26 protein-coding genes are annotated in these 24,732 nt (G+C 72.3%); 13 read left to right on the top strand and 13 right to left on the bottom strand.

Translation table 11 applies throughout. The annotated features are described in order from the left end of the window. The first annotated feature begins 14 nt into the window (after positions 1–14). The 3 genes from ACIP98_RS04520 (at position 15) to ACIP98_RS04510 (ending at position 1,705) form a co-directional block, all read left to right on the top strand. Positions 15–617, top strand: a complete 603-nt coding sequence (locus ACIP98_RS04520; protein WP_401973708.1) for an MEKHLA domain-containing protein — start codon at positions 15–17, stop codon at positions 615–617. A 34-nt stretch (positions 618–651) separates the two neighbouring features. Then, entirely contained in the window at positions 652–1,002 is a 351-nt protein-coding gene (locus tag ACIP98_RS04515; protein WP_319657543.1) for a helix-turn-helix domain-containing protein, read from the top strand. A gap of 121 nt (positions 1,003–1,123) precedes the next feature. After that, positions 1,124–1,705, top strand: coding sequence for a TetR/AcrR family transcriptional regulator (locus tag ACIP98_RS04510; protein WP_401973707.1), 582 nt, complete (start codon positions 1,124–1,126; stop codon positions 1,703–1,705). Positions 1,706–1,723: 18 nt separating this feature from the next. Here ACIP98_RS04510 and ACIP98_RS04505 read toward each other — a convergent pair whose 3' ends face one another. Beyond that, positions 1,724–2,443, bottom strand: a complete 720-nt coding sequence (locus tag ACIP98_RS04505) for a hypothetical protein (protein WP_319657541.1) — start codon at positions 2,441–2,443, stop codon at positions 1,724–1,726. 228 nt (positions 2,444–2,671) lie between these two features. On the opposite strand from ACIP98_RS04505, the gene ACIP98_RS04500 reads away from it, so the two are divergent. Together ACIP98_RS04500 and ACIP98_RS04495 are read left to right on the top strand one after the other, a co-directional pair. Then, on the top strand, positions 2,672–3,568 hold the full coding sequence (locus tag ACIP98_RS04500) for an LLM class flavin-dependent oxidoreductase (protein ID WP_319657540.1): 897 nt from the start codon (positions 2,672–2,674) through the stop codon (positions 3,566–3,568). Next, a complete protein-coding gene (locus tag ACIP98_RS04495) occupies positions 3,565–4,872 on the top strand; it encodes an FAD-binding oxidoreductase (protein ID WP_319657539.1) in 1,308 nt (435 codons plus the stop codon). Before ACIP98_RS04500 ends, ACIP98_RS04495 begins: the two co-directional genes overlap by 4 nt. A gap of 44 nt (positions 4,873–4,916) precedes the next feature. Here the strand turns inward: ACIP98_RS04495 and ACIP98_RS04490 are convergent, their stop codons facing one another. Next, positions 4,917–5,180 (bottom strand): hypothetical protein, encoded by a 264-nt coding sequence (locus ACIP98_RS04490; protein ID WP_319657538.1) that lies wholly within the window; start codon positions 5,178–5,180, stop codon positions 4,917–4,919. Between the two features lie 78 nt (positions 5,181–5,258). Further along, positions 5,259–5,912, bottom strand: coding sequence for an NAD(P)H-dependent oxidoreductase (locus ACIP98_RS04485; protein WP_319657537.1), 654 nt, complete (start codon positions 5,910–5,912; stop codon positions 5,259–5,261). 111 nt (positions 5,913–6,023) lie between these two features. On the opposite strand from ACIP98_RS04485, the gene ACIP98_RS04480 reads away from it, so the two are divergent. Continuing rightward, positions 6,024–6,431, top strand: coding sequence for a winged helix-turn-helix transcriptional regulator (locus ACIP98_RS04480; RefSeq protein WP_401973706.1), 408 nt, complete (start codon positions 6,024–6,026; stop codon positions 6,429–6,431). Between the two features lie 158 nt (positions 6,432–6,589). Here ACIP98_RS04480 and ACIP98_RS04475 read toward each other — a convergent pair whose 3' ends face one another. From ACIP98_RS04475 to ACIP98_RS04460, 4 genes are all read right to left on the bottom strand, one after another. Beyond that, positions 6,590–6,949, bottom strand: coding sequence for a nitrile hydratase accessory protein (locus ACIP98_RS04475; protein ID WP_401973704.1), 360 nt, complete (start codon positions 6,947–6,949; stop codon positions 6,590–6,592). Next, the gene (gene nthA, locus ACIP98_RS04470; RefSeq protein WP_401973702.1) at positions 6,946–7,542 is read right to left on the bottom strand and encodes a nitrile hydratase subunit alpha; all 597 of its coding nucleotides are present in this window, start codon (positions 7,540–7,542) and stop codon (positions 6,946–6,948) included. Before nthA ends, ACIP98_RS04475 begins: the two co-directional genes overlap by 4 nt. Further along, positions 7,539–8,210 (bottom strand): nitrile hydratase subunit beta, encoded by a 672-nt coding sequence (gene nthB / locus ACIP98_RS04465; RefSeq protein ID WP_319657533.1) that lies wholly within the window; start codon positions 8,208–8,210, stop codon positions 7,539–7,541. Before nthB ends, nthA begins: the two co-directional genes overlap by 4 nt. A gap of 71 nt (positions 8,211–8,281) precedes the next feature. Then, positions 8,282–11,170, bottom strand: a complete 2,889-nt coding sequence (locus tag ACIP98_RS04460; protein WP_401973700.1) for a SpoIIE family protein phosphatase — start codon at positions 11,168–11,170, stop codon at positions 8,282–8,284. A gap of 358 nt (positions 11,171–11,528) precedes the next feature. On the opposite strand from ACIP98_RS04460, the gene ACIP98_RS04455 reads away from it, so the two are divergent. The 6 genes from ACIP98_RS04455 to ACIP98_RS04430 all read left to right on the top strand — a co-directional run bounded on the left by ACIP98_RS04455 (position 11,529) and on the right by ACIP98_RS04430 (position 17,235). After that, positions 11,529–12,941, top strand: coding sequence for an APC family permease (locus ACIP98_RS04455; RefSeq protein WP_401973698.1), 1,413 nt, complete (start codon positions 11,529–11,531; stop codon positions 12,939–12,941). After that, on the top strand, positions 12,938–13,957 hold the full coding sequence (locus tag ACIP98_RS04450) for an acetamidase/formamidase family protein (protein ID WP_401973696.1): 1,020 nt from the start codon (positions 12,938–12,940) through the stop codon (positions 13,955–13,957). The genes ACIP98_RS04455 and ACIP98_RS04450 overlap by 4 nt, the downstream gene beginning before the upstream one ends. Positions 13,958–14,086: 129 nt before the next feature. Further along, entirely contained in the window at positions 14,087–15,181 is a 1,095-nt protein-coding gene (locus ACIP98_RS04445) for a PP2C family protein-serine/threonine phosphatase (protein ID WP_401973694.1), read from the top strand. 170 nt (positions 15,182–15,351) lie between these two features. After that, positions 15,352–16,176: an LLM class F420-dependent oxidoreductase gene (locus ACIP98_RS04440; protein WP_401973693.1), complete on the top strand. Its 825-nt coding sequence runs from the start codon at positions 15,352–15,354 to the stop codon at positions 16,174–16,176. A gap of 31 nt (positions 16,177–16,207) precedes the next feature. Beyond that, positions 16,208–16,636, top strand: a complete 429-nt coding sequence (locus tag ACIP98_RS04435; RefSeq protein WP_401973692.1) for a TIGR03668 family PPOX class F420-dependent oxidoreductase — start codon at positions 16,208–16,210, stop codon at positions 16,634–16,636. A gap of 143 nt (positions 16,637–16,779) precedes the next feature. After that, complete coding sequence (locus ACIP98_RS04430; protein WP_401973690.1) at positions 16,780–17,235, top strand: GNAT family N-acetyltransferase; 456 nt, start codon at positions 16,780–16,782, stop codon at positions 17,233–17,235. Positions 17,236–17,306: 71 nt separating this feature from the next. On the opposite strand, the gene ACIP98_RS04425 is transcribed toward ACIP98_RS04430, so the two are convergent. Further along, on the bottom strand, positions 17,307–17,816 hold the full coding sequence (locus ACIP98_RS04425; RefSeq protein ID WP_319657526.1) for a helix-turn-helix domain-containing protein: 510 nt from the start codon (positions 17,814–17,816) through the stop codon (positions 17,307–17,309). A gap of 128 nt (positions 17,817–17,944) precedes the next feature. Between ACIP98_RS04425 and ACIP98_RS04420 the strand changes: the two genes are divergently transcribed. After that, a complete protein-coding gene (locus ACIP98_RS04420; RefSeq protein ID WP_401973688.1) occupies positions 17,945–18,787 on the top strand; it encodes an SDR family NAD(P)-dependent oxidoreductase in 843 nt (280 codons plus the stop codon). Between the two features lie 40 nt (positions 18,788–18,827). Here ACIP98_RS04420 and ACIP98_RS04415 read toward each other — a convergent pair whose 3' ends face one another. The 5 genes from ACIP98_RS04415 to ACIP98_RS04395 form a co-directional block, all read right to left on the bottom strand. Further along, entirely contained in the window at positions 18,828–19,844 is a 1,017-nt protein-coding gene (locus ACIP98_RS04415; RefSeq protein WP_319657524.1) for a LacI family DNA-binding transcriptional regulator, read from the bottom strand. 63 nt (positions 19,845–19,907) lie between these two features. Next, positions 19,908–20,936: an ABC transporter permease gene (locus ACIP98_RS04410; RefSeq protein WP_401973686.1), complete on the bottom strand. Its 1,029-nt coding sequence runs from the start codon at positions 20,934–20,936 to the stop codon at positions 19,908–19,910. Further along, positions 20,933–21,901 (bottom strand): ABC transporter permease, encoded by a 969-nt coding sequence (locus tag ACIP98_RS04405; protein WP_401973684.1) that lies wholly within the window; start codon positions 21,899–21,901, stop codon positions 20,933–20,935. The genes ACIP98_RS04410 and ACIP98_RS04405 overlap by 4 nt, the downstream gene beginning before the upstream one ends. Continuing rightward, complete coding sequence (locus tag ACIP98_RS04400) at positions 21,894–23,510, bottom strand: sugar ABC transporter ATP-binding protein (RefSeq protein WP_401973682.1); 1,617 nt, start codon at positions 23,508–23,510, stop codon at positions 21,894–21,896. Before ACIP98_RS04400 ends, ACIP98_RS04405 begins: the two co-directional genes overlap by 8 nt. Before the next feature lie 86 nt (positions 23,511–23,596). Continuing rightward, positions 23,597–24,685, bottom strand: coding sequence for an ABC transporter substrate-binding protein (locus ACIP98_RS04395; protein WP_319657520.1), 1,089 nt, complete (start codon positions 24,683–24,685; stop codon positions 23,597–23,599). Positions 24,686–24,732: the final 47 nt, after the last annotated feature.

The following is a 24,732-nucleotide window of genomic DNA, read 5'->3' as shown; positions in this document are numbered from 1 at the left end:
AGTGGAGGATGTCCGTGACCGAGCCGAACAGCGGGGCGGGGACCGACGTGTCCGAGCTTTCCCCGGTACCCGCACCCGCGGCCGGACCGGCGTCCACCGACCCGGTGCGGAGCTCCCGGTTCGCGTCCCTGCTCCTGGACAGCCACCGCCGCCTGGTGGGTGTCGGGCTCTGCCCGCCGGTCTGGTCCTCTGAAGCCGAGGCCGCCGCATGGCTCTACGAGGACGCGCCGTTCGGGCTGCTCGTGCACGACACCTCGGCCGACCCGCGGTTCGTCTACGCCAATCGCACGGCGCAGCGCTGCTTCGGCTACTCCTGGGAGGAATTCGTCGGCCTGCCGTCGCGCCTGTCGGCCGGCCCCGGCGACCAGGAGGACCGGGACGCCTTCCTGGCGGCGGTCGACGACCGCGGCTACGCCGACGGTTACCGGGGACTGCGCCTCCACAAGGACGGCCGGAACTTCTGGATCGAGGACGTCTGCATGTGGAACCTGGTGGACGCCGACGGCGAGCGGCACGGTCAGGCCGCGGTCTTCGGCTCGTGGTCGCCGGCCTCCCCGGCCGCGACCGACCCGGACATCGGGGACGCGGCGGACGCCGCTTCCGGGGCGCGGACGTGAGGCAGACGGCCGCCGCGGCATTCCCGGTGCCGCGATGAGCGGTGTGCCGGAGCCGGACGGCCCCGACGAGCCGTGCCGCGAGGTGGACGCCACCCTGGCGCGCGTCTTCGGGCTGTTCGGCAAGCGGTGGACCGGTCTCGTCCTGGCCGTACTCACCGAGTCGCCGACGTACTACGCCCAGCTGCGCCGAGCCGTCCCCGGGATCAGCGAACGCATGCTCTCGGAGCGTCTCGCCGAGCTGGTGGACGCCGGACTCGTGGTCCGGGACGTCGACCCCGGGCCCCCGCTGCGCGTCCGCTACGAGGTGACCGAAGCGGGCGCCGCCCTGCGTCCCGCCCTGACCGCGCTGGCCCGCTGGGCCGACGAGCACTACCCCGGGACGTAGCGCATCCGGCCGGGCGGCGGGCCTTATCCGGAACGAAGGGTCAATTTCTCCTCGCCCGCGTGAACCAGTATCGCGCGGGAAATCTGTATCGATCGTTCCTGTCAGGTGTATGCTCCGCGGCATGGCACGTGTGAGGGAGTTCGACACCGAGACGGCTGTGGATGCCGCGATGAACGCCTTCCGCCGCAAGGGCTACGAAGGCACCTCGGTGCAGGACCTGGTCGACGCCACGGGCGTGGGCCGGGGCTCGTTGTACGCGGCCTTCGGCAGCAAGGAGGGCCTCTACCTGGCGGCCATGGACCGCTACCGCGAGCGGTACGCCCTGCCGCTGGTCGAGCTGCTGCACGGTGGCGCACCTGCGCGGGAGCTGTTGCGCGAGGTCATGCTGGCGACCGTGGACGGGATCGTGCGCGACGGCGGCCGGCAGGCCTGTCTGATCGTCGGCGCCACCACCGAGCGGGTATCCCACGACGCCGACGTGGCCGCGCACGTGCGCTCGACGACCACCTCGCTGGAGGACGCGCTGCGCGACGTCATCGCCGAGGCACAGGAGGACGGGCTGCTGTCCTCGGCCCGTGATCCCCGCGACCTGGCCAGGTTCCTCCTGGTGACGATGCAGGGCCTGAAGGTGATGGGTGGCGTCAACCCGGACCGGGCCTCGCTGATGGCGGCCGCGGAGGCCGCCCTGTCCGTACTCGGCTGAGGCGGCGAGGGCCCCGGGTCAGCTGTACCTCAGGTCGCTGATGTCGATCGCGACCATCAACGCGTCGGGCAGGGCACTGCCGTCGTCCCCGCAGCGGTAGGCACGGCGCCTGGACGGCATGCGCAGACCCTGGGCCTCGATGTAGTCGTGGAGGTACTGGGCCGCCGGGAACCCGCCCGCCACGTCGACGCGGTAGTCGTGCCGGCGCAGCAGGAGGTCGTCCCCGAAGTAGAACTCCTGCTCCCGGCTGTGGCCGGCGATGCCGTCGGGGAAGGTGGCCCGCAGGCCACGCCACCGTTCGCCGTTCTCGTGCACGTCGGCGACGGCGGTGACCGTGACTCCCGGCATGGCGAGCAGGAAGGGAGTGGTCAGATAGGTCCACAGCGCGTACCCGTTGAAGTAGGCCCTGTGCAGGGCGTCCCAGGGCGTGGTGAACTCGTGTCCCTCGAAGGACGCCCGCGGGTCCAGGCGTTCCGTGACCACGGTCCCGTCGCTCCGCTCGATCGCCACCCGGCCGGGGGAGAACGCGGTCCGCTGGTCGGGTGCGCCGTAGGGCCGGACCGACGCCCATTCCTCGTGGAGCCGCACGGTCATCTCCCGCGGGTCCGGATCCTGCGGCACGCCCTTGATCGCCCACAGACCGCCCCCGGTGACGATCGTCGCGCGGAGCTCGGAGAACTGCGCGTAGCGATCGCTGCCGCCGTGCGCCTGGAGGATCTGTGCCAGTAACTGGTCCACAGCACGGTGTCCGTTCGCCGGTCCCTGCCGACCCCGGCGGGGTCGTTCCGGGTGGGGGTGGTGCCGATCCGGACGTCCGCCCGGTACGGGCCTTGCCGTCGATTTTCCCAGGCCCGCGTGAGGCCCACAAAGCGAAAACGTCGCGCATCCGCGGCCGTCGCCACTTACTCGGGATTAGTAGCTCACCTTCCACTTTGTCCGGGCGGGCACGGTCCGCAACGTGGAGTCATGAATGACTACGGACACCCCCTCTCGTTCGGGCTGAGCCTGGACCCCGATGCCGCGACGCCGACCCGGACGAGGGCACTCGCCCAGCAGGCCGAGGCGCGGGGCCTTGACTACCTCGCCGTCCAGGACCACCCCTACCAGCCCGGCCACCTCGATGCGTGGACCCTGATCGGCCACCTGTCCGGGATGACACAACGGATCTCCTTCCTCACCGATGTCGCCGATCTCCAACTGCGACCGCCGACCATGCTGGCCAAGGCCGCCGCCTCGCTGAGCGTGCTCACCGGCGGGCGCGTGCAGCTCGGGGTCGGCGGCGGAGCCTTCCCGGAGGCGATCGCCTCGATGGGCGGTGTGCCCCGCAGCGGCGCGGCGATGGTCGACTTCACCGAGGGGGCCGTGAGCCTGCTGCGCGGCGCACTCGCCGGCGGGCCGGTGCGGCTCCGCAGCGCGCATCACACCGTCGAGGGCTACCGGGCGGGACCGGTACCCCCCGCGCCGGCCGGCGTGTGGCTCGGCGCGCAGAAGCCCAGGATGCTCGCGCTGACCGGCCGGGCCGCCGACGGCTGGATCTCCCCGCTGAACATCTACGTGCCCCCCGAGCGGGTGCCCGGCACCCAGCGCCTCATCGACGAGGCGGCCGAGGCCGCGGGGCGCGCACCGGCGTCGATCCGCCGCGTCTACAACGTCATCGGGGTGATCGGCCGGCAGCCTGGCCCGGGGCTCGTCGGGGACGCCCGGCGCTGGGTGGACACCCTCAGCGAGTGGGCGGTCGGACTGGGCTTCGACACCTTCGTCTTCTGGCCCGCCGCCGAGCCGGAGAGCCAGCTCGCGGTGTTCGCCGAAGAGGTGGTCCCGGCGGTGCGCGAGCGCGTCGCACGTCTGCGGAGCGCCCGATGACCGCCGTCCCGCGCCCGGTTCCCCCGGGGCTCGCGGGCAAGCTCGTCACACCCGGGGACCGCCGCTACGGCGCGCTCCGCTCCACCTACACCCGCGCGGGCAGCCCCGCCCTGGTCGCGTTGCCGGAATCCCCGAGCGACGTGGCGAGCGCCCTGGCCCTCGCCGCGGACCAGCGGTTGCGCGTCTCGGTCCGCAGCGGTGGTCACGGCCTGTCGGGCGCCGCCACCAACGACGGGGGGCTGGTCATCGACCTGAGCGCGATGCGCGGTGTGCGGGTCCTGGACCGCGGGGCGCGCCTCGTGCGGGTGGAGGCCGGTGCCCGCTGGGCGGAGGTCGCGCGGGCGCTTGCTCCGCACGGGCTCGCCATCAGCTCCGGCGACCACGGCAATGTCGGCGTGGGCGGGCTGGCCACCGGCGGAGGCATCGGCTGGCTGGTGCGCTCCTACGGGCTGACCATCGACCACGTGCGCGCCGTCGAGGTGGTGCTGGCCGACGGCTCGCTGGTCCGCGCCGACGCCGAGCACGAGCCCGACCTGCTGTGGGCCATGCGCGGAGCCGGATCGGGCACCGCGATCGCGACCGCCTTCGAGATCGAGGCGGTCGAACTCGGCATGATCGGGTACGCCGAGGCCACCGTCGTGGTGGACTCCGCGGGCACGGCCCTGCGCCGCTGGGCCGCCCTGATGGCCGCGGCGCCCAGGGAGCTGTCGACCGCCGTGAACCTCTCCGGCCAGGGATCCTTCGCGGTCGCCTCCGTCACCGCGATCGTCGCCTCCGACAGCGAGTCCGTCATCCGGGGCGCCCTGGAACCGCTCGCGGGCCTGGGGGACACCGTCCTCCACCAGGCGTACGTCCTGCCGTACCCGCAGTTGCTCTCCACGGCGCAACTGCACGGGCACAACGGACAGATGCCGGTCGTGACCACCAACGGGCTGCTCACGCGGATGACCCCGGAGGCGGCCAGGTCACTCGTCGCGGCGGTCACCGCCCCCGAGCCCGTCCTGGTCCAGATGCGGTCGCTGGGCGGCGCGGTCAACGACATGGACCCTGCCGCGACCGCCTACCCGCACCGCCACCAGCGGACGCTCGTCACCGCCACGGCCTTTCCTCCCGGGGACGGCGAGACGCTGTCGGCCGCGTGGAAGCCGCTGCTTCCGCGCACCGACGGCGCCTACGTGAATTTCGAGAGCCGTCCCGACGAGGAGACCTTCGCCCGCGCCTACCCGGGAGGGACCGGCGCGCGAGTCACCGAACTGCGGCGGCGCTACGACCCCGACGGCGTCCTGCGCCCACGGGCCCTCTGACCGGGACGGCCGACGACGACGGCGCTTGCGGTCGCGTCCTCTCCCTACGGCCGTCGCGGGTCCGCCTCCGGGGCGGTCGCGCTCCTCCGCGGCCGGGCCGGCCGGGCGTCGCGGAGGCGGTGCGCACGCACGAGGAACACGAGGAAGACGCCGGCCAGGACGTCGTCCGACATCCCGGCCAGGACCTTGTCCGGTGCGGTGTCCGTGGAACGTGCGATGGCCTCCACGAGGCGTGCCAGGTCCTCGGTGGCGGCGTCCTGGGCGCTCACGGGGCCGGCGCTGTCGCGGATCGTGCGGTGGACGGTCATGGTGCTCCTTCGTTCGGGCCCCGTGTGTGCAGCAGGCCGCGCCCGGCACCGTGGGGTGCCGGGCGCGGCCGCGTCGGGTCAGCGTGCGGCGACGCGCCGTGCGGTGTCCTTGCCCTTGGCCGCGGCGTCCTCCAGGGCCCTGGTCCAGGAGGCCTCGGCCAGGGGCACGAGTTCGCTCATGGCCGGGTTGGACGCCGCCGCGGTCAGTTCGGGGACGATGAAGTCGACGTCCAGGCCCATGTACTCGCCGAGGATGGCCCGCAGGTAGTTCTGCACGTACTCGGACGAGGCCCGGGGGGTGCCCGGTGCGTAGGAGCCGCCGCGGCTGGCGACGACGGTGACCGGCAGGTCCTTCACGCTGGAGGCGTCCCCCGTCGTGCGGCCGACCACGAGCACATGGTCGATCCAGCTCTTGAGCGTCGAGGGGATCGTGAAGTTGTACATCGGGGCGCCGATGAGGACGGCGTCGGCTTGCTCCAGTTCCTCGATCAGGTCCAGGCGCCTGGCGAAAGCCGCCGCCTGGTCGGGGGTGCGGGATGTGGCGTCCACCAGGGCCGCGGTGAACGCGTGGACGTCGAGGTGGGGGAGCGGGGCCGCGGCGAGGTCGCGGTGGACCACGGTGCCGTCGGGATGCTGCTCCCGCCAGGCGTCGCGGAAGGTGCGGGCCACGGTGCGGGAAGCGGAGTCCGCGCCGGGGTGGAGGGAGGAGTCGAGGTGGAGCAGGGTTGCCATGGTGTCTTCCGGGGGGTGGAGGGGCGGTTCTTGCACGACCGGTCGTGGGTCCACGGTCCGCCAGGGGTTCACCCCGGAACAAAGGAAGGATTAGGTGCTAATCTTGGGTAAGTGGAAGCGAGTACCCCGTCACCCCGGCCGCGCGACGTCCGCGGCATCGACGACAGCAGCTGCCCGAACCTCCAGGGCGCCCTGGAACTCGTCGGGCGCCGCTGGACGGGCGGGATCCTGGAGGCGGCGTCGCACGGGGCCCGGCGCTTCGGCGAGTACCGGGCCATGGTCAGCGGCATCTCCGACCGCCTGCTCGCGCAGCGTCTGAAGGAGCTGGAGGCCGAGGGGCTGATCGAGCGCACGGTGGTGCCGACCACGCCCGTGCAGATCCGCTACACCCTCGCCCCGGAGGGCCGGACGCTCGTGGAGGCCCTGCAACCCCTGGCCATGTGGAGCGCCCGGCGCCTCGGCCGGGTGGACGAGGCGCCGGTCCGGCGCCGCGGCGTGCCGCCGGGCGGCGCCGGGTGACGGCCGGCCGATGGACGCGGCCCCGACGCGGACCCTGGCGGGGGCTCCTGCGACCAGGTTCCCCGATGGCACGGCGGCGCGCGCCCGCGCCGCGTGCGAACCCTGGTACGGCGCTGTCCGGCGGTCTCGCACGCCGCGCTCACCGGACCGGGTGAGGGTCAGCGCGGGTGCTCGTGCCCGTCGCGGTGGTCGTGGCCCGGCGGGCGCCGGTCCAGGGCTTGGGCCCGGGCGGTGACCTCGTCGGCGGACACGGTGCCTTCCCCGGCGAGCACGTCCTCCAAGGCGCCCAGCCAGTGCTGGTAGTAGTTCCACGGTTCGTCGTCGTGGTCGTGCCCGGCGTCCCAGACCGCGATCCGGGTGATCAGCGCCGCCTGGAAACGCGGCCAGGTGAAGGCGCCCGCCTCGTAGAGGGCGACGGCCATGCCGAAGGCGCGGCTCTCCCATGGCTCGGCGAACGTCAGCTCCCCGTTGGAGCGCGGCGGGGCCGCCGGGCCCTCGGCGTCGAGCGGGGCGGTCACGGCGTCCTCACCTTGGCCACGCCGACCATGGCGTCCCGGGTCACCAGTGGCACGAGCTGCTCCTCCGTCAGGTGCTCCGTGCCGGCCGGGCGTTCCGGCAGCACCAGCCAGCGGACCTCGCTGGTGGAGTCGCGCACGGTGATCCGCACGTCGTCATCGAGGTCGAGGCCCATCTCGGACAGCACCACGCGCGGCTCCTTGACCACGCGCGCACGATAGGCCGGGTCCTTGTACCAGCTCGGCGGGAGGCCCAGCACCGGCCACGGGTAGCACGAACACAGCGTGCACACGATGACGTTGTGGGTGGTCGGGGTGTTCTCGACCACGACGATGTGCTCACCCTGCCGGCCCGAGAAGCCCAGCTCCCTGATGGCGGCGGTGCCGTCGTCGAGCAGCCGGCGCCGGTACTCCGGGTCGGTCCACGCCCTGGCGACGACCTTGGCGCCGTTCAGCGGGCCGATGTTGGTCTCGTAGTCGGTGATGAGGCCGTCCATCACCTTGGGGTCGATCAGGCCCCGCTCGGTGAGGAGTTGCTCGAGGGCCTCGGCGCGCAGCGCCGCGGGTGGGCGCCCGCCTTGTCCGCCGTCGGTCATGAAGGTGTCTCCAGGTAGCTCTCGTACAACTCCGCGGTGACCGCGAAGGGCTCGGACCCGGCACCCCACAACTCCCGGGAGTCGAAACGGACCGAGTAGACGTGCTGCGGATGCTCACCCTTGAAGTGGGCATTGGTGTCGGGCAGCAGCGCGGCGGGCTGGACGACCTCGACGATGCCGGTGTGTCCGCGCACATAGCCCGGCAGCCTCGTGTGCCCGGGCGGCGACATGTCCTTGGCGCGGACCTGCTCGCCGACGGCGAAGGCCGGTGCGGCCTCCACGGTGCGCAGCGAACCCTCGGCGGTCGGCGCGTAGTCGGGCCTGGCGGGTTCCGGGATCGGCGGCTCCGCCACGTGCTCGCCGCGCAGATTGCGGGCACGGGCGTCGATCGCGCCCGGTGCGAGGAAGGCGCTGTCGGTGAGCATCAGCTCCGCGCCGTTGAGCCAGCGCCCGTAGTAGCCCTCGTCCAGGTAGGCCGCCCGGTCCAGGCGCTCGAGCGCGTGCCGGAAGGCGTCCGTGTTGGTGTCGCCCCATGCGACCCGACCGGAGAGGATCGTCAGCGCGAACGCACGCGCCTGCCAGGGCTCCGCGAAGACCGGTTCGTCGCCGCGTGGTGGACGCACACGGCCCCAGCCGTCAGTGCCGCCCATGTCGGCGATCCCTTCCATGGCACCACCTCTCGCGCCTCTGCAGCAACAGACATATGCGTACAAAATCTATTCTGTGGCGTCCCGGGCGCTCAGGCGAGGGGCGGCACGGCGTCCATGTCGAACTCCTCCAGGGGCGACCGGGGTGACGACGCGGGGCTGCCGGCGCCCGGCATCTGCTGTGCCGTCCAGATGCACTTGCCGTTCGCGGTGTAACGGGTGCCCCATCGCTGCGAGAGCGACGCGACGAGCTGCAGCCCCCGGCCGCCCTCGTCCGTCTCGGACGGATGCCGGATCCGGGGCATGGTCAGGCTGCCGTCGGCGACCTCGCAGATCAGCTCGGTGTCCCGCAGCAGCCGCAGCCGCATCGGCCCCTTCGCGTGCCGGACGACGTTGCCGACCAGCTCGCTGGCGAGCAGTTCCGTCGTGGCCGTCAGTTCGTCGAGGTCCCACTCCGACAGCTGCTCCCGCACCAGGCCGCGGGCCAGCGCGGCCGCCTGCGGGTCCTGGGGGAGCGGCCAGGAGGCCATCCGGTCCGGCGGGAGGGCGTGCATGCGCGCGATCAGGAGGGCGATGTCGTCGGTGGTGGTCCGCCCGGCGGGGAGCAGGTTGGTGATGACCGTGTCGCACAGCCGGTCCAGGTCCTCGCCGTCCGAGCTGCGCAGCAGGTGGGCGAGGTCGGACAGGCCCTGGTCGATCTCCCGCTCGGACGACTCGACCAGACCGTCGGTGAACAGCACCAGGAGACTCTCCCGCGGGATCTCCAGCTCGACGGTCTCGAACGGCGGCTCCGCCGCTCCCAGCGGAGGGTTCGGGGCCGCCTTGGGGAAGTAGACCGTGCCGTCGGGATGGACGACGGCCGGTGGTGGATGTCCGGCGCGGGTGACGCTGCAGGTCCCGGTGGTGGAGTCGTAGAGGACGTACAGGCAGGTGGCGTACGAGTCCTCGCCGAGCCCGCTGACGATGTCGTTGAGGTGGTTCATGATCTCGTCGGGAGGCAGTTCGAGTCCGGCGAGCGTGTGGACGGCCGTGCGCAGCCGGCCCATGGTCACGGCCTCGGACAGACCGTGGCCCATCACGTCGCCGATCACGAGCGCGACCCGGCCGGCGGAGAGCGGGATGACGTCGTACCAGTCGCCCCCGACGTCCACGCCCTGTTCCGTCGGCAGGTAGCGGGCGGCGAGCGAGCACGACGGCAGAGCGGGCAGCTGCTGGGGGAGCAGGGCGCTCTGCAGCTCCCGGGACCGGGTGTGCTCGGCATCGTAGAGCCGCGCGCGTTCCAGGGCGTGGGCCACGAGGGCGCTGATGGTGCTCAGCAGGGTGCGCTCCTCGTCCGTGAGGCGGCGCGGTCCGTCGAAGGCGACCACGCAGATCCCGAAGGTCTGCCCGGAGGCGATCAGCGGCAGGAAGGCCCACGACTGCTTCCCGATCACGCGCGGCCGGTCGGCCATGTCGGGGTACCGCTCCGCGTACTCCTCGACCGAGGAGACGAACAGCGGCTCGTTGGTGGAGAGCGACTGCCACCCCGGGTCCTGCGCGGCCCGCGGGCGGGCCTCGATGCTGTCGAGGAAGGCCTGCGGATAGCCGACGGAGCCCACGGTGTAGACGCGGTCGCCCTCGATCGCCTGGACCAGCAGACCGGTGGCGCCGAACGGCGGCAGCACCCGCTGGGCCACCGCTTCCACCACGTCGCGCGACGTGGTCGCCGCGGCGAGCGCCGCGGTCAGTTCCCCGATCCGGGCCGAGCGCTCGGCGGAGGCCTGTTCGGAGGCGACCCGCTCGGCTTCGCGCCGCCTGTTGTCGGTGACGTCGGTGAAGTACAGGGTGACGCCGTCGGGCACCGGCACGAGCCGCAGGTGGAGGCACGACCCCGTGGCCGGTATGCCCATGTCGAAGCTCGTGGGCACCGCCTTGGCGGCCGCCTCCCGGCAGCAGGCCTCCAGGCCGGGTATCTGGCGCAACGACGGCAGTGTCCACAGCACGCGGTCGAAGAGCTCTTCCTCCGGGGAGCCCAGCATCTCCTCCGCCTTGAGGTTGACGAACGTGATGCGCCAGTCGCCGTCCACCGAGAGGAAACCGTCGCTCATGTGCCGCAGGGCGCGGCTGAGGGCGGCTCGGGCCGAGCGGGAGTCGCTGCTCTCCCACGCCGTGCCGATCATCCGGTAGGGCTCGCCGGCGTCGTCGAGGACCACCTTGGCGCGGGTCTCGGTCCACGCGTAGCCCCCGTCGGGACGCCGTACGCGATACTCCGCCTCGAACACCGCCCGGTTGCGGATGGCCGTCTCGGCGGCGGCGAGCGTCCACGGCAGGTCGTCGGGGTGGACGACCTTCATCCAGCTCTCGACCCGGGGCACGAAGTCGGCGGGGTCGGTGCCGTAGACGGCCATGGCCGCGTCGTCCCAGCCCAGTTCGCCGGTGCGGATGTTCCAGTCCCAGGTGCCCACCTCGACCGCCTTGAGCGCCTGGCGCAGCCCGGTGCCGTTGGGGTCCTCGAGGGTGGGGCGGGCAGGGGGCGGGGCCTGGCCCATGCGCTCCTGCGCCCACGCTGCCACCGCCGCCAGGAAATCCCACTGCGCCCGGGTGGGCTCCCCCTCGGCACCGGTGACGACGGTGAGCGATCCGACCGGGATCTCCCCGTCCGACAGGGGCACGGCCGCCAGCCCCGTGCCGGGCCACGGCTTCGTTCCCGGCGGCTGCGCGCTCCCGGCGGTCCCGTGCGGGACCCACAGACCGCCCTCCCGGTCCAGGACGCGGGCCGGCACGGCCGCGCTGTCCTGATCGATGATCTCCCAGTTCCGCACGAGGGCCGGGGACAGCCCGACGGTGGAGACCAGGCGCAGCGCGGACATGGGTCCGCACAGGTGGACCGTTCCGCCCAGCCCGTCCAGCCCGGCCACCGCCTGCTGGATCGCGAGCCGGAGCACCTCGCCTTCCGTAATGCCCTTTTCCACGGCGGAGAGCAGTGCCAATCGGTCTTCCACCATGTAAATGTACATTTGTGGCGGAAGCCTGGCAGGTGAGGGCGGGGTCACCGCCTGCCGGACCAGGTGCGCGGGGCCTTGTGCCGTATCCGGGCCGTGAGCGCCCGCGGGACCTGCGCCGGCCCCCGTGGCCGACCGCGGCTGGTCCCGGGACGACACGGAGGAATGGCTCGCGGCGCAGTTGCCGTACGCCGTGCCCGCCGACCGGGCCGGCCGATCCGGCGGCGGCACGCCGCACTCCGCTTGCGGGGCCGCACCACGGCACCGGGAATCCTGTGTCACAGGCGTTCCCCTGTCCCCGTCGCGCCCCCTAAGATCACCCCGCCAGTCACGGGACCGCGGCCGCCGGGGAGGCGACGTGAGCGACAGCGCACCGCGTGGGGAAAGACTCGAGACGTACGGCTACACCCAGCAGTTGGCGAGATCGCTGGGCTTTCGGGACCTGGTGGTCTACGGCCTGGTCTTCATGGTTCCGATCGCGCCGTTCGGCATCTTCGGCGGGGTCTTCCAGGGCGCGGGCGGCATGGTCGCCCTCGCCTATGCCGTCGGTATGCTGGCGATGATGTTCACCGCGCACTCCTACGCGCAGATGTCGCGTGCCTTCCCGATGGCCGGGTCGGTGTACTCCTACGCGGGGCGGGGCATCGGCGCGCCGTTCGGCTTCCTGTCCGGCTGGATGATCCTGCTCGACTACATCCTGGTGCCGGCGCTGCTCTACCTGGTCGCCGCCGTGGCGATGAACTCGCTGGTCGCCTCGGTGCCGGTGTGGCTCTGGCTGATCGGCTTCGTGGTCCTGAACACCGTCGTGAACTGGCTCGGCATCGAGATGACGGCCAGGATCAACAAGATCATGCTCGCGGCCGAACTGGTCGTCCTCGCGATCTTCCTGGTCGTGGGCGCCGTCGCGGTCGCCCAGGGCAAGGGCAACGGCTTCAGCTTCCACGCCTTCTACGACGCCCACACCTTCTCGTGGTCCCTGGTCTTCGGGGCGGTGTCGATCGCCGTACTCAGCTTCCTGGGCTTCGACGGGATCTCCACCCTGGCCGAGGAGAACCGCGACTCCGCCAGGGCGATCGGCCGCTCGATGGTCGCCGCGCTGCTGCTCGCCGGCGTGCTGTTCATCGTGCAGACGTGGCTCGCGGCGATGCTCGTGCCGCATCCGCAGACGCTGATCAGCGACGGCGACCCGGACGGCACCGCCTTCTACGACGCCGCGCGCGTCGCCGGAGGCGCGTGGCTGGGGACGCTGAGCGCGCTGGCCACCGCCATCGCCTGGGGCTTCGCCAACTCCCTGGTGGCCCAGGCGGCCACCTCACGGCTGCTGTTCGCGATGGCCCGCGACCGGCAACTGCCCCATTTCCTGGCCAGGATCGACCCCCGCAGCAAGGTCCCGGCCAACGCCACCTTCCTCGTCGCGGTGGTATCGCTGGGGCTGGGCCTGTACATGAACTCCCGCACGGACGGCATCACTCTGCTCGGCTCTCTGGTCAACTTCGGGGCGATGACGGCCTTCCTCGTCCTCCACGTCTCCGTCGTCGTCCACTACGTCGTCCGCGGCGGCAGCCGCGACTGGTGGCGCCATCTGATCGCACCGCTGATCGGCTTCGCGATCCTCACCTACGTCGTGATCAACGCCAAGGTCGCCGCGCAGCGGCTCGGCTTCCTCTGGCTGGCGATCGGCGTGGTCCTGCTCATCGGCCTGCTGGTCGCGGGCCGCCGCCCCGAACTGCCCAACGAGAACTCCACGGCCGAGGAGGCCGGACACGCATGAGTGACATCGACGTCGTGACACTCCACCCGTCCCCCGAGCAGTACGCCTACACCTTCGGAGGCCGCGAGCCGCTGCTGCGGGTCCGCCCGGGGACCATCGTGGAGCTGTTCACCGAGGACTGCTTCGGCGGCCGGGTCCGCGGGACGGAGGACCTCCCGAGCGAGGTGTGCGAATTCCCGTACCTCAACCCCGTCACCGGGCCCATCCACGTCGAGGGCGCCGAGCCCGGCGACACGCTGGCCGTGCACTTCGTCGACATCGCGCCCGCCCGTGACTGGGCGGTGTCCACCACCTTCCCGCACTTCGGCGCGCTGACCACGACCCACTCCACGGCCATGCTGCACGACCCGCTCGACGAGGTGGTCTGGCGGTACGGCATCGACCCCGACCGCAACAGCTGCCGGTTCCAGGCCCGTTTCGCCGAGCACACCGTCGACCTGCCGCTGGACCCGATGCACGGCACCGTCGGGGTCGCACCGGCGGCCGGCGAGGTCATCATGAGCATCACCCCGGGCGCGCACGGCGGGAACATGGACACCCCGGAGATGCGCGCCGGCACCACGCTCTACCTGGGCGTCAACGTGCCCGGGGCGCAGCTGGCGATCGGCGACGGCCACGCCCGGCAGGGCGAGGGCGAGGTCTGCGGCACCGCCGTGGAGGCCGCCATGCACACCGTGGTCGTGATCGACCTGATCAAGGGCGGGGCGCCCGCCTGGCCGCGGCTGGAGGACGATCGTTTCCTGATGTCGACCGGCTCGGTGCGCCCGCTGGAGGACGCCTACCGGATCAGCCAGCACGACCTGATCGGCTGGACGGCCTCGCTCACCGGCCTGCACCGGCTCGACGCGTACCAGTTGGTCAGCCAGGCCGGACTGGCGCCGATCGGCAACGTGGTGGACACCAACTACACCGTGGTGGCCAAGCTCCCCAAGACCGTCCTGGGCGGCGCGCCCGCCTATGACGGCCTGCACCGCGCCCTGCGCGAGAAGGGCCTGGAATACCTCCGCCGGCGCTGAGCCCCCGGAAGGGCCCTCGGTCTCCCCCGAGGAGTGCGCGGTTCACCCCGGGGGCGGCCCGGGGTGGCTGACCGGGCGGCCGCCGGGGAATCTGGGGTGACAGCGGCGGGACGGACCCTGGGAGGGCGCGTGGGGCGGCCGGACCTGTGGGGCCCCGACAGCCGCGCGGACGTGCCCCGGTACATCCGCGCGCTCCCCGTGCTGCTCCTGGTCCTCGGCGGCGTCACGGACTACCTCACCCCCGCCCAGTACACGGGTACGGCGTTCTACTCCGTCGCCCCGATGCTCGCCGCACTGGTGCTGTCGCTGAACGGGACGATGCTGGTGGGACTGGGCGCGATCGCCGCGGACCTGGCGATCGTCGCCCGCTACCGCTACCTGGCCACGCTCGCCGCGATGAGCGAGTTGCTGTCCGTCGCGGTGGTCACCGTGGTCGCGGTGTGGATCAACCGCGTGCTGTACGCGCGGGAGGCACGGCTGCGCTCCGCCCGTTCCATCGCCGCGACCGTGCAGCGGGCGGTCCTGCCGGCACCGCCCGCCCGCGCGGGCGCCCTGCGGATCGCCGCGCGCTACGAGGCCGCGGAGCAGGAGGCCGGGATCGGGGGAGACCTCTACGCGGTGCAGGACGGCCCGCGCGGACTGCGCTGCGTCGTCGGTGACGTCCGCGGCAAGGGCCTGGACGCGGTCGAGGCCGCGACGATGGTGCTGGGAATGTTCCGGATGGCCGCCGGCGAGGAGGCGACGCTGGAGGCGGTGGCCGCGCGGATGCACCGCGCGCTGTGCCGGGAGGTCGGCCGGCGGGGGCAGGCGGACGTGCTGGAGTGGTTCGCCACCGCCGTGCTGGCCGAGTTCCCCCGGGACGCGGGGGAGGTGCTGCTGGTCAACCTGGGCCATCCCGCTCCCCTCGTCCTGAGGGCCGGCGCGGTGCGGACCACCGATCCCTCGCGGTACGCGATGCCTTTGGGCGTGGGACTGGAGAGGGGTCCCGTGGTGGTCGACCGGGTGCCGTTCCCGGCCGGCTCGACCCTCCTGCTGTGCACGGACGGCGTCACGGAGGCCCGCGACACCCACGGCGGCCTGTACGACCCGGTGACCCGCCTGGCCGGGGTCGGCTTCAGCGGGCCGGCCGAACTGCTGGGCGTGCTGGTCTCCGATGTGCACCGGCACACCGGCGGACCGCGGGACGACGACATGGCCATGCTCGCCGTCACCTCCGACGGGTGACGACTGCCGGCCGGCGCCGGATCGGCCGGGCCGGGCAGGGCGGCAGCCGTCCGGGTGGGCGAACGACGATGGTCCTGTCGGGTGGCGGCGCGCACGGTGTCCTCGTGGGCGGGTAGTCAGCAGTTCGGTGGTGACCGCCACCCGTGCTGCCCCGATCGGACGGAGCCGTCGTGAAATTCGGAGTGTCCACCTTCATCACCGATCGGGGTGTCCGGCCGGCCCCACTGGGAACCGCCCTGGAGGACCGCGCGTTCGACTCGCTGTTCATCGCCGAGCACAGCCACATCCCGGCGAAGCGCGAGTCCCCCTACCCGGACGGCGGCGAACTGCCGGAGATGTACTACCGCACGCTCGACCCCTTCGTCGCCCTCGCCGTGATCGCGACCGTCACCGAGCGGCTGCTGCTGGGTACCGGCATCGCGCTGATCCCGCAGCGCGACCCCATCCACACGGCGAAGGAGGTCGCCTCGCTGGACCTGGTCTCCGACGGCAGGGTGGTCTTCGGCGTCGGCGTCGGATGGAACCGCGAGGAGATGCGGGACCACGGCACCGATCCCGCGACGCGAGGCCGGCTCACCGACGAACGACTGCGCGCCATGCGTGAGTTGTGGACGCAGGAGAAGGCCGAGTTCCACGGCGAGTTCGTGGACTTCGACCCTTCCTACGCCTGGCCCAAGCCCGTCCAGCGCCCTTTTCCGCCGATCTACGTGGGCGGTGGCCCGGGCGGCTTCCACCGTGTCGCCGAACTCGGTGACGCGTGGCTCGCCGACGGCATGCCACCGGACGAACTCGGTCCGCTCATCGAGCGCATGCGCTCCGTCGCGGGGCGGGAGGTACCGGTGACGGTGTACGCCGCTCCCGACGACCCCGCGCAGGTCGAGGGCTACCTCGGCCTGGGTGTGGAACGGGTGCTGTTCTACCTGCCCACCATGCCCGAACAGGAGACGCTCGCGTACTTGGACCGGCTCGCGGAGCTGGCGGGCCGCTACCGCTGAGCACCGGGGGAACCGGCGGAAGGGGGACGGGGTGCCCGACCTGACGGGTACGCAGGCGCAAGAGCGGTTCGCCGCGGCGCGCGTGGCCCGCCTGGCGACGGCCGACGCGACGGGCCGTCCGCACCTGGTGCCGGTGGTGTTCGCCGTCGACGGTGACTCGGTGACCCTGGCGGTGGACCACAAGGCCAAGCGGACGACGCGGCTGAAGCGCCTTGCCAACATCGCGGTCAACCCGGCGGTCTGCCTGCTCGTCGACCACTACGACGAGGACTGGGACCTGCTGTGGTGGGTGCGCGCCGACGGCGAGGCCCGGGTCCTCCCACCGCCCGACGCCTCGCCGGAGGCGGCCCACCGGGTCGCCCTGCTGACGGCCAGGTACGGCCAGTACGCAGGCCGCACACCCGGCGGGCCGGTCGTCGTGGTCTCGGTGCGGCGCTGGACGGGCTGGCGCGCCGTGTGACATGCGGTCACGCGCACGGCCGTCCGATGCGCCGAGCGGTCCGGCCGACCGTGTGGGGGCGGGCCCGCGCCTGCGCCGTATGCTGGCGTGATTCGACTTCCGAGCTTTGGCGGCTGCGCATGCACGACGGTTCCGTACCAGCGGTGACCCACCGGTCGGCGTCCGTTCGTACCCGCTGCGGCCGGCCGTCGGATCTGCCGCGCATCTTCCTGTGGGAACGGCTCTACATGCGTTCCGTCGAGCCCGCGAACGAGGCGCAGTGGACGGAGGGCATCGACCGTCACTTGGAACTGTGGCTGTCCTGCCTGGAACGGACCCTGATTTTGGAAGTGGACGGCGAGGCCTGCGGCTCCATGATGTGGATGCCCTCGGGTACGGACGCACTCCTGGTGGGCATACACGTCGCGCCCGGGCACCGGCGTCGCGGGTTCGGCGGCCTTCTGCTCGACGCCTTCGCCGAGCAGGCGCGGGCGGCGGATCACGACGTACTGACCCTAGGGGTCTTCGACGGCAATCCCGCCGTCCACCTGTACGAGAGCCGTGGCTACCGGGCCACGGGCCGGGACGGCGAGTACCTCCTGCTCGGGCGTCCTGCGTAGCGCGATTCGCCCCACCCCGCTCGCCCGCCCGCCCGCCTGCCGGTCCGCGGCTCGGACCTGCCTGGCCGCGCTCAGAAGTCCGCCCGGCGCTGCCGCTCCAGTTCGGTGTACCGCGCGCGCATCAGCTCGCCGGCGGCCGGGCCGGCGGCGAACACGAAGGCCTCGCTGTCGTCGAGCCTGCGGCCGGTCCTGGCGTCCACCACCACCGGCTCGGCCTCCTCGCCCGTCTCCGCGTCGACCAGGATCATGCTGCGCTCCTCCGGCGCGAGGTGCTGGTTGCCCCAGGCGGCCAGCGCCACGACCACGGGCCGCAGGGTCCGGCCGCGCTCGGTCAGCACGTACTCGTGGCGCACGGGATTGGTCTGGTAGGGGCGCCGCTCCAGCAGACCGTCGGTCACCAGCGTCTTCAGGCGGGTGGTGAGCATGCTGGTGGAGATGTTCAGGCTCTTCTGGAACTGGTCGAAGCGCGTGTAGCCGTCGAAGGCGTCGTGGAGGATCAGCAGCGTCCACCACTCCCCGACGTGCTGCACCGTCGTCGACAGCGGACACTCGCGGTCCTCCAGCCGGATCCGGCTTGCCATGGCGACACACCCTCCCAAGTCACTGCTAAAGTGAAAGTTACGTGCTTCCATTTTAGCAGTGACTTGGGGCGCGGTGGGCTGCGCCCTGCGCGGGACGAGCCCCGCCGCCCCGCGTGAGAGGAACAACCGTGAAGACCTGGTTCATCACCGGCGGTACCCCCGGCGGCTTCGGCATGACCTACGCGGACGTCGCACTGGAGGACGGCGGCAACGTCGTGCTCACAGCCCGCCGCCCGGAGCTGCTGGAGGAGTGGGCCCGCAAGCACGGCGACAAGGTGCTCGTCCTGCCGCTGGACGTCACCGACGCCGGGCAGATCCGCTCCGCCGTCGCGGCCGCCGAGGAACGCTTCGGGGGAATCGACGTCCTGGTCAACAACGCGGGCCGGGGCTGGTACGGATCGGTGGAGGGCATGGCGGACGCGGAGGTCAGGAAGACCTTCGAGCTCAACTTCTTCGCCGTCGCCGAGGTCCTGCGTGCCGTGCTGCCCGGCATGCGCGCCCGCCGCAGCGGGGCGGTCGTCAACATGTCCTCGGTGGCGGGCCTGCGGGGCGTGACAGGATTCGGTTACTACAGCGCCGTCAAGTTCGCCGTCGAGGGACTCACCGAGGTACTGCGCGAGGAGGTGGCCCCGTTCGGCATCAAGGTGCTCGCCGTCGAACCCGGTGCCTTCCGCACCCGCGCCTACGCGGGGTTCGCCGACGAGTCCGTCGAGGAGACGGTGGACGCCTACCTCCCCGTGATCGAGTCGGTGCGCACGTTCATGGTCGGCCAGGACGGCCGGCAGGCCGGTGACCCCTACCGGGGGGTGCGCGCCGTCGTCGCCGCGCTCGAGGCCGACAACCCCCCGCACCGCCTGGTCCTGGGAGCCGACGGCTACGAGGCCGTGGTCTCCCGGCTGGAGGGCATGCTCGACGAGTTGCGCGCCCATGAAGCCGTCTCCCGCGGCGCGGACTTCCCGCCCGGGCAGTGAGCCGGCCGGTGCGTGCGGCCACGACCGGTCGCCGCCGGCGTCAGCGGCGGTGGCCGAGGGTGGACTCGCGGACGACGAGGTCGAAGCCGGCCCGCACACGGCGCGGTGGGGTGTCCGGAGCCCCGGTGAGGCGCTGGACGAGGCATTCCACGGCCTGGCGCGCGATGGCCTTCTTGTCGGGGGAGATCGTGGTCAGGGTGACGCCGCTGTAGCGGCCCTCCTCGATGTCGTCGAAGCCGACGAGGGCGATGTCCTCCGGCACCCGCAACCCCCGCGTGGTCAGCACCCGCAGGGCGCCGATGGCCTGCAGGTCGTTGTACGCGAAGACCGCGTCAGGGCGCGAACCGCGGTCCAGCAGGTCGGCCATGGCCTGCGCGCCGTCGGCCCGGCCGTAGCCGGAGGCGGTGGCCACCAGGTCGTCGCCGTGCGGGAGCCCGGAGTCGGCCAGTTCCTCGCGCCAGCCGCGCAGCCGCAGGTGGGCGGGTTGCCTGGCGCTCTCGCGGCGGGCGCCGAGGAAGGCGATCCGCTGCCGGCCCATGCCGGTCAGGTGGCGCACCGCGCTGCGGGCCGCGGCCACGTTGTCGATGACGATGTGGTCGTGCGGGGCGTCGTACTCCCGTTCCCCGAGGAGCACCAGGGGGGCGCTGTCGGTGCGGGCGAGCAGGTCCGCGGCCTCCAGCTCGATCGGCGAGAGGATCAGGCCGTCGATGACATGGGCCCGGAACCCCTGGCTGACCAGGATCTCCTTCCTGCGCTCGCCGGAGGTGTGGTCCAGCAGCACGGTGTAGTCGTGGCGCGCTGCGGCGTCGATGACGGCGCCGGCCAGCTCGGCGAAGTACGGGTTGCCGAGTTCCGGAAGGGCCAGGGCGATGATGCCCGTACGTCCCTTGCGGAGATGTCGCGCGGTGAGGTTGGGCCGGTATCCCAGTTCGTCGATCGCCTGCTGCACCCGCGCCCGCATCGCGGGGGTGACGTGGGCATAGCCGTTCACGACGTTGGACACGGTCTTGATGGACACTCCCGCACGCAGCGCGACGTCCTTGAGGCTGACGCCCACGGCGTTCCCTCCGGTTGGGGCCGGTGCCGCCGGGCCGCGTCCGGCCCCGCGGCACCGGCGCGATCATGTGGTGCGCGGTCCCCGCGCGAGGTACCGCTGGGCCACGACGACCACGATCAGGAACCCGCCGCTGACCACCGATTGGTAGGACGAGTTGAGGGAGCCGATCTGGTTGATGAGGTTCTGGATCACGGCCAGCATGAGCACACCCCACAGGGTGCCACTGACCGACCCCGAGCCGCCGATCAGCAGCGTGCCGCCGATGACCACCGCCGCGATGGCGTCCAGCTCCATGCCGACGCCGATGATGGTCACCCCCGACGACAGGCGGGCGGCGTTCAGCGCTCCGGCGAAGCCCGCCATCAGCCCGCTGACGGCGTAGACCAGCACCCGGGTCCTGGCCACCGGCAGGCCCATCAGCGTGGCCGCGTCGGGGCTGCCGCCCACGGCGAACAGCGACTGGCCGAACGAGGTGCGCTGGAGGACCAGTCCGCCGACGGCGAAGAGCACCAGCGCGATCAGCACCGGGTAGCCGAAGCCCCCGACGGTGCCCTGTCCCAGCGTGGCGAAGACCGAGTCGCGCGGCACCAGATAGGTGGTGGCGCCCTCGTCGGTCAGGGCGAGCAGCAGCCCGCGCGCGGCCAGTAGTCCGGCCAGCGTGACGATGAACGGCGCCATGCCGGCCCGGGCGATCAGCAGGCCGTGCACCGTGCCGAGCAGGCCGCACACCGCGAGCGGCACCAGCAGTGCCGGCAGCAGCCCGTACTGCGAAGCCCAGGCGGCCAGGACGCCGCCGAGCGCGAACACCGAGCCCACCGACAGGTCGATGCCGCCGGTGATGATGACCAGTGTCATGCCGAGCGCCACCACCGCGAGGAACGACGCCTGCACGGTGATGTTCTGCGCGTTGGCTCGCGTGCCGAACGACGGGAAGACGAAGGAGGAGACGATGACGACGGCCAGCAGCACGGCGAGGACACCCTGCCGCTGCACGAGCACGGCGAGCCGCCGCCGGTCGAAGGAACGGGCCGCCGCGGGCGCGGGCGGTTCGGGGAACGCCTGCGCGGAGCGGGGCGTGGTGAGTGACTTCATCGGGATCGACGCTCCCGGGCGATGTAGACGGCGACGAGGATGATGACCGCCTGGGCCATCTGCGCGGTGGAGTCGGGCAGATCGTGCTTGACGAGCGTCGCGCGCAGCAGCTGCATCAGCAGCGCGCCGAAGACGGTGCCCAGGACGCGTACCGAGCCGCCGGTCAGCGGCGTGCCGCCGACCACCACCGCGGTGATCGCGGACAGCTCCATCAAGGTGCCCAGCGTGGACGGGTCACTGGCCGTCAGCCGTGCGGTGGCGAGCACCCCGGCCAGCGCCGCCAGCGTCCCGCACAGGACGTATACACCGATGAGTACCCGCTTGACCGGCAGCCCGGCCAGCCCGGCGGCGGCCCGGTTGCCGCCGACGGCGACCAGCTGGCGGCCGAAGGTGGTGCGGTGCACCAGGCCGGCGACGACAACCGCCAGCAGACCGGCGATCAGCACCACCACGGGGACGCCGAGCACGTCGTCGGTGCCGAGGCCCAGCAGGGCCGGGTTGGCGATCTGTTTCAGCCGGCCGTCGGCGAGGACCAGGGCGAGCCCGCGGCCGCCCACGAAGAGCGCCAGGGTGGCGACGATGGGCTGCAGCCCCACCACCGCCACCAGCGTGCCGTTGACCGCGCCCACCGCGGCTCCGGCGGCCAGCGCCACCAGCAGCGCCGGCAGCAGTCCGTACCCCAGGTACAACGGCAGCAGGGCCGTGGCCAGGGCCATCACCGAGCCCACTGACAGGTCCACGCCCTCGGTCCCGATCACCAGCGCCATGCCCAGCGCCACGATCACCACCGGGGCCACCTGAACCAGTTGGGTCCGCAGATTGCCGGCGGTCAGGAAGTGGTCGGTGAAGACGGCGTTGAACAGCACGAGCACCGCCACCGCCGCGTACACGCCGTACGTCTGGAACCAGGCCGGGGTGGGGAGCCGGAGCGCGCCCCGCCGCACGGCCGGGGAGAGCTCAGTCATCGCGCTCCTCCTCGTCACCGGTGCCGGAGGCGTCCTTCGCGGCCGGGCCGTGCGCCGCCAGCACCTCCAGCAGTTCTCCCTCGCCCACCTGCTCGCCCGTCAGTTCCCCGGCCACCGCGCCGCTGCGCAGCACCACCAGACGGTCGGCGCCCTCCACCAGCTCCTCGATGTCGGAGGAGATCAGCAGTACCGCGAGTCCTTCCTGCGCCAGTTCGTCGACCAGCGCCTGCACCTCGGCCTTGGCGCCGACGTCGATGCCCCGGGTGGGCTCGTCCAGCAGCAGCACCTTCGGCTCCAGGCACAGCCACCGGGCCAGCAGCACCTTCTGCTGATTGCCGCCGGAGAGCTCGCCCACCTTCTGCTCGGGGCTCGACGCCTTGATCCGCAGCCGTTTCATGAAGACGTCGACGACGCGGTCCTGCCGGGCCCGGGACACCACCCCCGCCCGGGACAGCCGCGGCATGGCGGCGAGCACGATGTTCTCCCGCACCGACAGGCCGGGGATCACTCCCTCCGCCTTGCGGTCCTCCGGCAGCAGGCTGACGCCCGCGCGGATCGCGGCGGCGGGCGAGGGACGCCCCAGCCGCCGGCCGGCCACGGTGACGGAGCCGGAGTCCAGCGGCAGTGCCCCGGCCAGTGCCTTGGCGGTCTCGCTGCGCCCGGAGCCGAGCAGTCCGCCCAGGCCCAGCACCTCGCCGGGGTGCAACTCCAGGGACACGTCGTCCAGCACGTGACGGCTGGTCAGTCCCTCGGCGGTGAGCACCGGTTCGCGGTCCGGGCGGTGGGCCTCGCCGAAGCCGGTCCGGCCGTGCCGGCGCACCTCGGCGACCTCACGGCCGAGCATCATGGCGACCAACTGCATCCGGTCCAGGCCCGCCAGATCGCCGGTGTGCACCAGACGTCCGTCGCGCAGGACGGTGACCCGGTCGCAGATCCGGTACAGCTCCTCGATCCGGTGGCTGACGTAGAGGATGGCGATGTCGCGGCTGTGCAGGTCCTCGACGACCCGGAAGAGCGTCTCCACCTCGCGGGGTTCGAGCGCGGAGGTGGGTTCGTCCATCACCACGACCTTGGCCCGCACCGACACCGCGCGGGCCAGAGCCACCATCTGCTGGGTGCCGACGCCGAGGCTGTCGAGCGGCCGGCGGACGTCGGCGGTGACACCGAAGCCCGCCATGAGCGCGGCGGCCTCCCGGTGCATGCGCGGGAAGTCGATCAGGCCGAAGCGGTTCTTCGGCTCACGGCCCAGGAAGATGTTGCGCGCCACGCTCATCAGCGGGACGAGGTTGACCTCCTGGTAGATCGTGGTGACGCCGGCCTGCTGGGCGTCGACGGGCCGGGCGAACGCGACGGGCTGCCCGTCCAGGCGCAGTTCGCCGCTGTCCGGGCGGTGCACTCCGGTGAGGACCTTGATCAGGGTGGACTTGCCGGCGCCGTTCTCGCCGACCAGCGCGTGGATCTCGCCGCGGCGCAGGGTGAGGGACACGTCGTCGAGCGCCACCACGCCGGGGAAGCGCTTGCCGACACCGAGCGCCTCCAGCACCGCGGGGGCGGTGGGACTGCCCGGCTCCGGGGGCGGTGCGGCGGCTGCCGCTTCGGGGGGTGCCATAGGGGGCCTTCCAGGATTCGCGATGCGGTGGGTCGGGGAAGAGCGGCCGCCCTGCCGTGTCCGGCCGGGCGGCCCCGGTCGCGGGCTCAGTACGCCCCGGCCAGCGAGTCCTTCGCGTTGGAGGCGTCGTAGGACCGGTCGGAGATGATCACGTCCTCCGGAATGGCCTCCCCGCCGAAGAACTTCTGCGCGGTGGCGAAGGCCAGCGGCCCGAAGCGCGGGTTGGACTCGATGACGCCGTTGTACTGCCCGTTGGCCAGGGCCTGCACCGCGTTGCGGGTGCCGTCGATGGAAACGATCTTGACGTCCTTGCCGGGCTTCTTCCCGGCCGCCTTGAGCGCGGTGACGGCGCCGAGGCCCATCTCGTCGTTCTCCGCGTACACCGCGGTGATGCCGGGGTTGGACTGGATCAGCTGCTCCATCACCTGCTGGCCCTTGTCACGGGCGAACTCGCCGGTCTGCTGCGCCACGATCTTCAGTCCGGGAGCCTTGGCCGCCAGTTGGTCGACGAAGCCCTTGGTGCGGTCCGTGGTGACGTTGTTGCCGGAGGCGCCGAGCAGGATGGCGACCTTGCCCTTGCCGCCGGTGACGTCGATCATCTGGTCCGCGGCGCGCTTGCCCTGCTCCACGAAGTCCGAGCCGAGGAAGGCCACGTAGTCCTTGCACGCGGTCGCGTTGATCTTGCGGTCGATGGTGATCACGGGGACGTGCTTGGCGGCCGCCGCCTGCAGCGCGGGCTCCAGGCCGTCGGAGTTCAGCGGGGCGACGATCAGCAACTGCGCGCCCTGGGCGAGCATGTCCTGGATGTCGCTGATCTGCTTGGGCAGCTGCGACTGGGCGTTGGTGGTGAGGAGCTTCTTCACCCCGAGCTTGGCCGCCTCGTCCTTGATGGACTGCGTCTCGGCGATGCGGAACGGGTTCGCCTCCTTCTCGGACTGCGAGAAGCCGACGACCGTGTTCTTCAGGTCGAGCTTGGTGGCGCCGTAGGACTGCAGCGTGCAGCCGTCGCCGGCGGCGGCACTCGCGGTCGGCGACTGCACCACCTGGGCGCCTTCGGAGGAGCTGGGGGAGGCGGCGCCGGAGTCCTCCTGCTTGGCACACGAGGTGGCGGTCAGGGCGGCGGCGGCGGTGAGGCACGCGACGGCGAGCATGCGGGTGGTACGGGAGGTGCTCATGTACGTTCAACTCCTCGTAGAGCGGTGTGCGACCTGATCAGGGGAGT

Origin of the sequence: Streptomyces sp. NPDC088354 (assembly GCF_044753585.1) — a bacterium.
Taxonomy (GTDB): Bacteria; Actinomycetota; Actinomycetes; order Streptomycetales; family Streptomycetaceae; genus Actinacidiphila.
The sequence above is the reverse complement of the archived record's forward strand: the minus strand, read 5'-3'. Positions and strand labels throughout refer to the sequence as shown.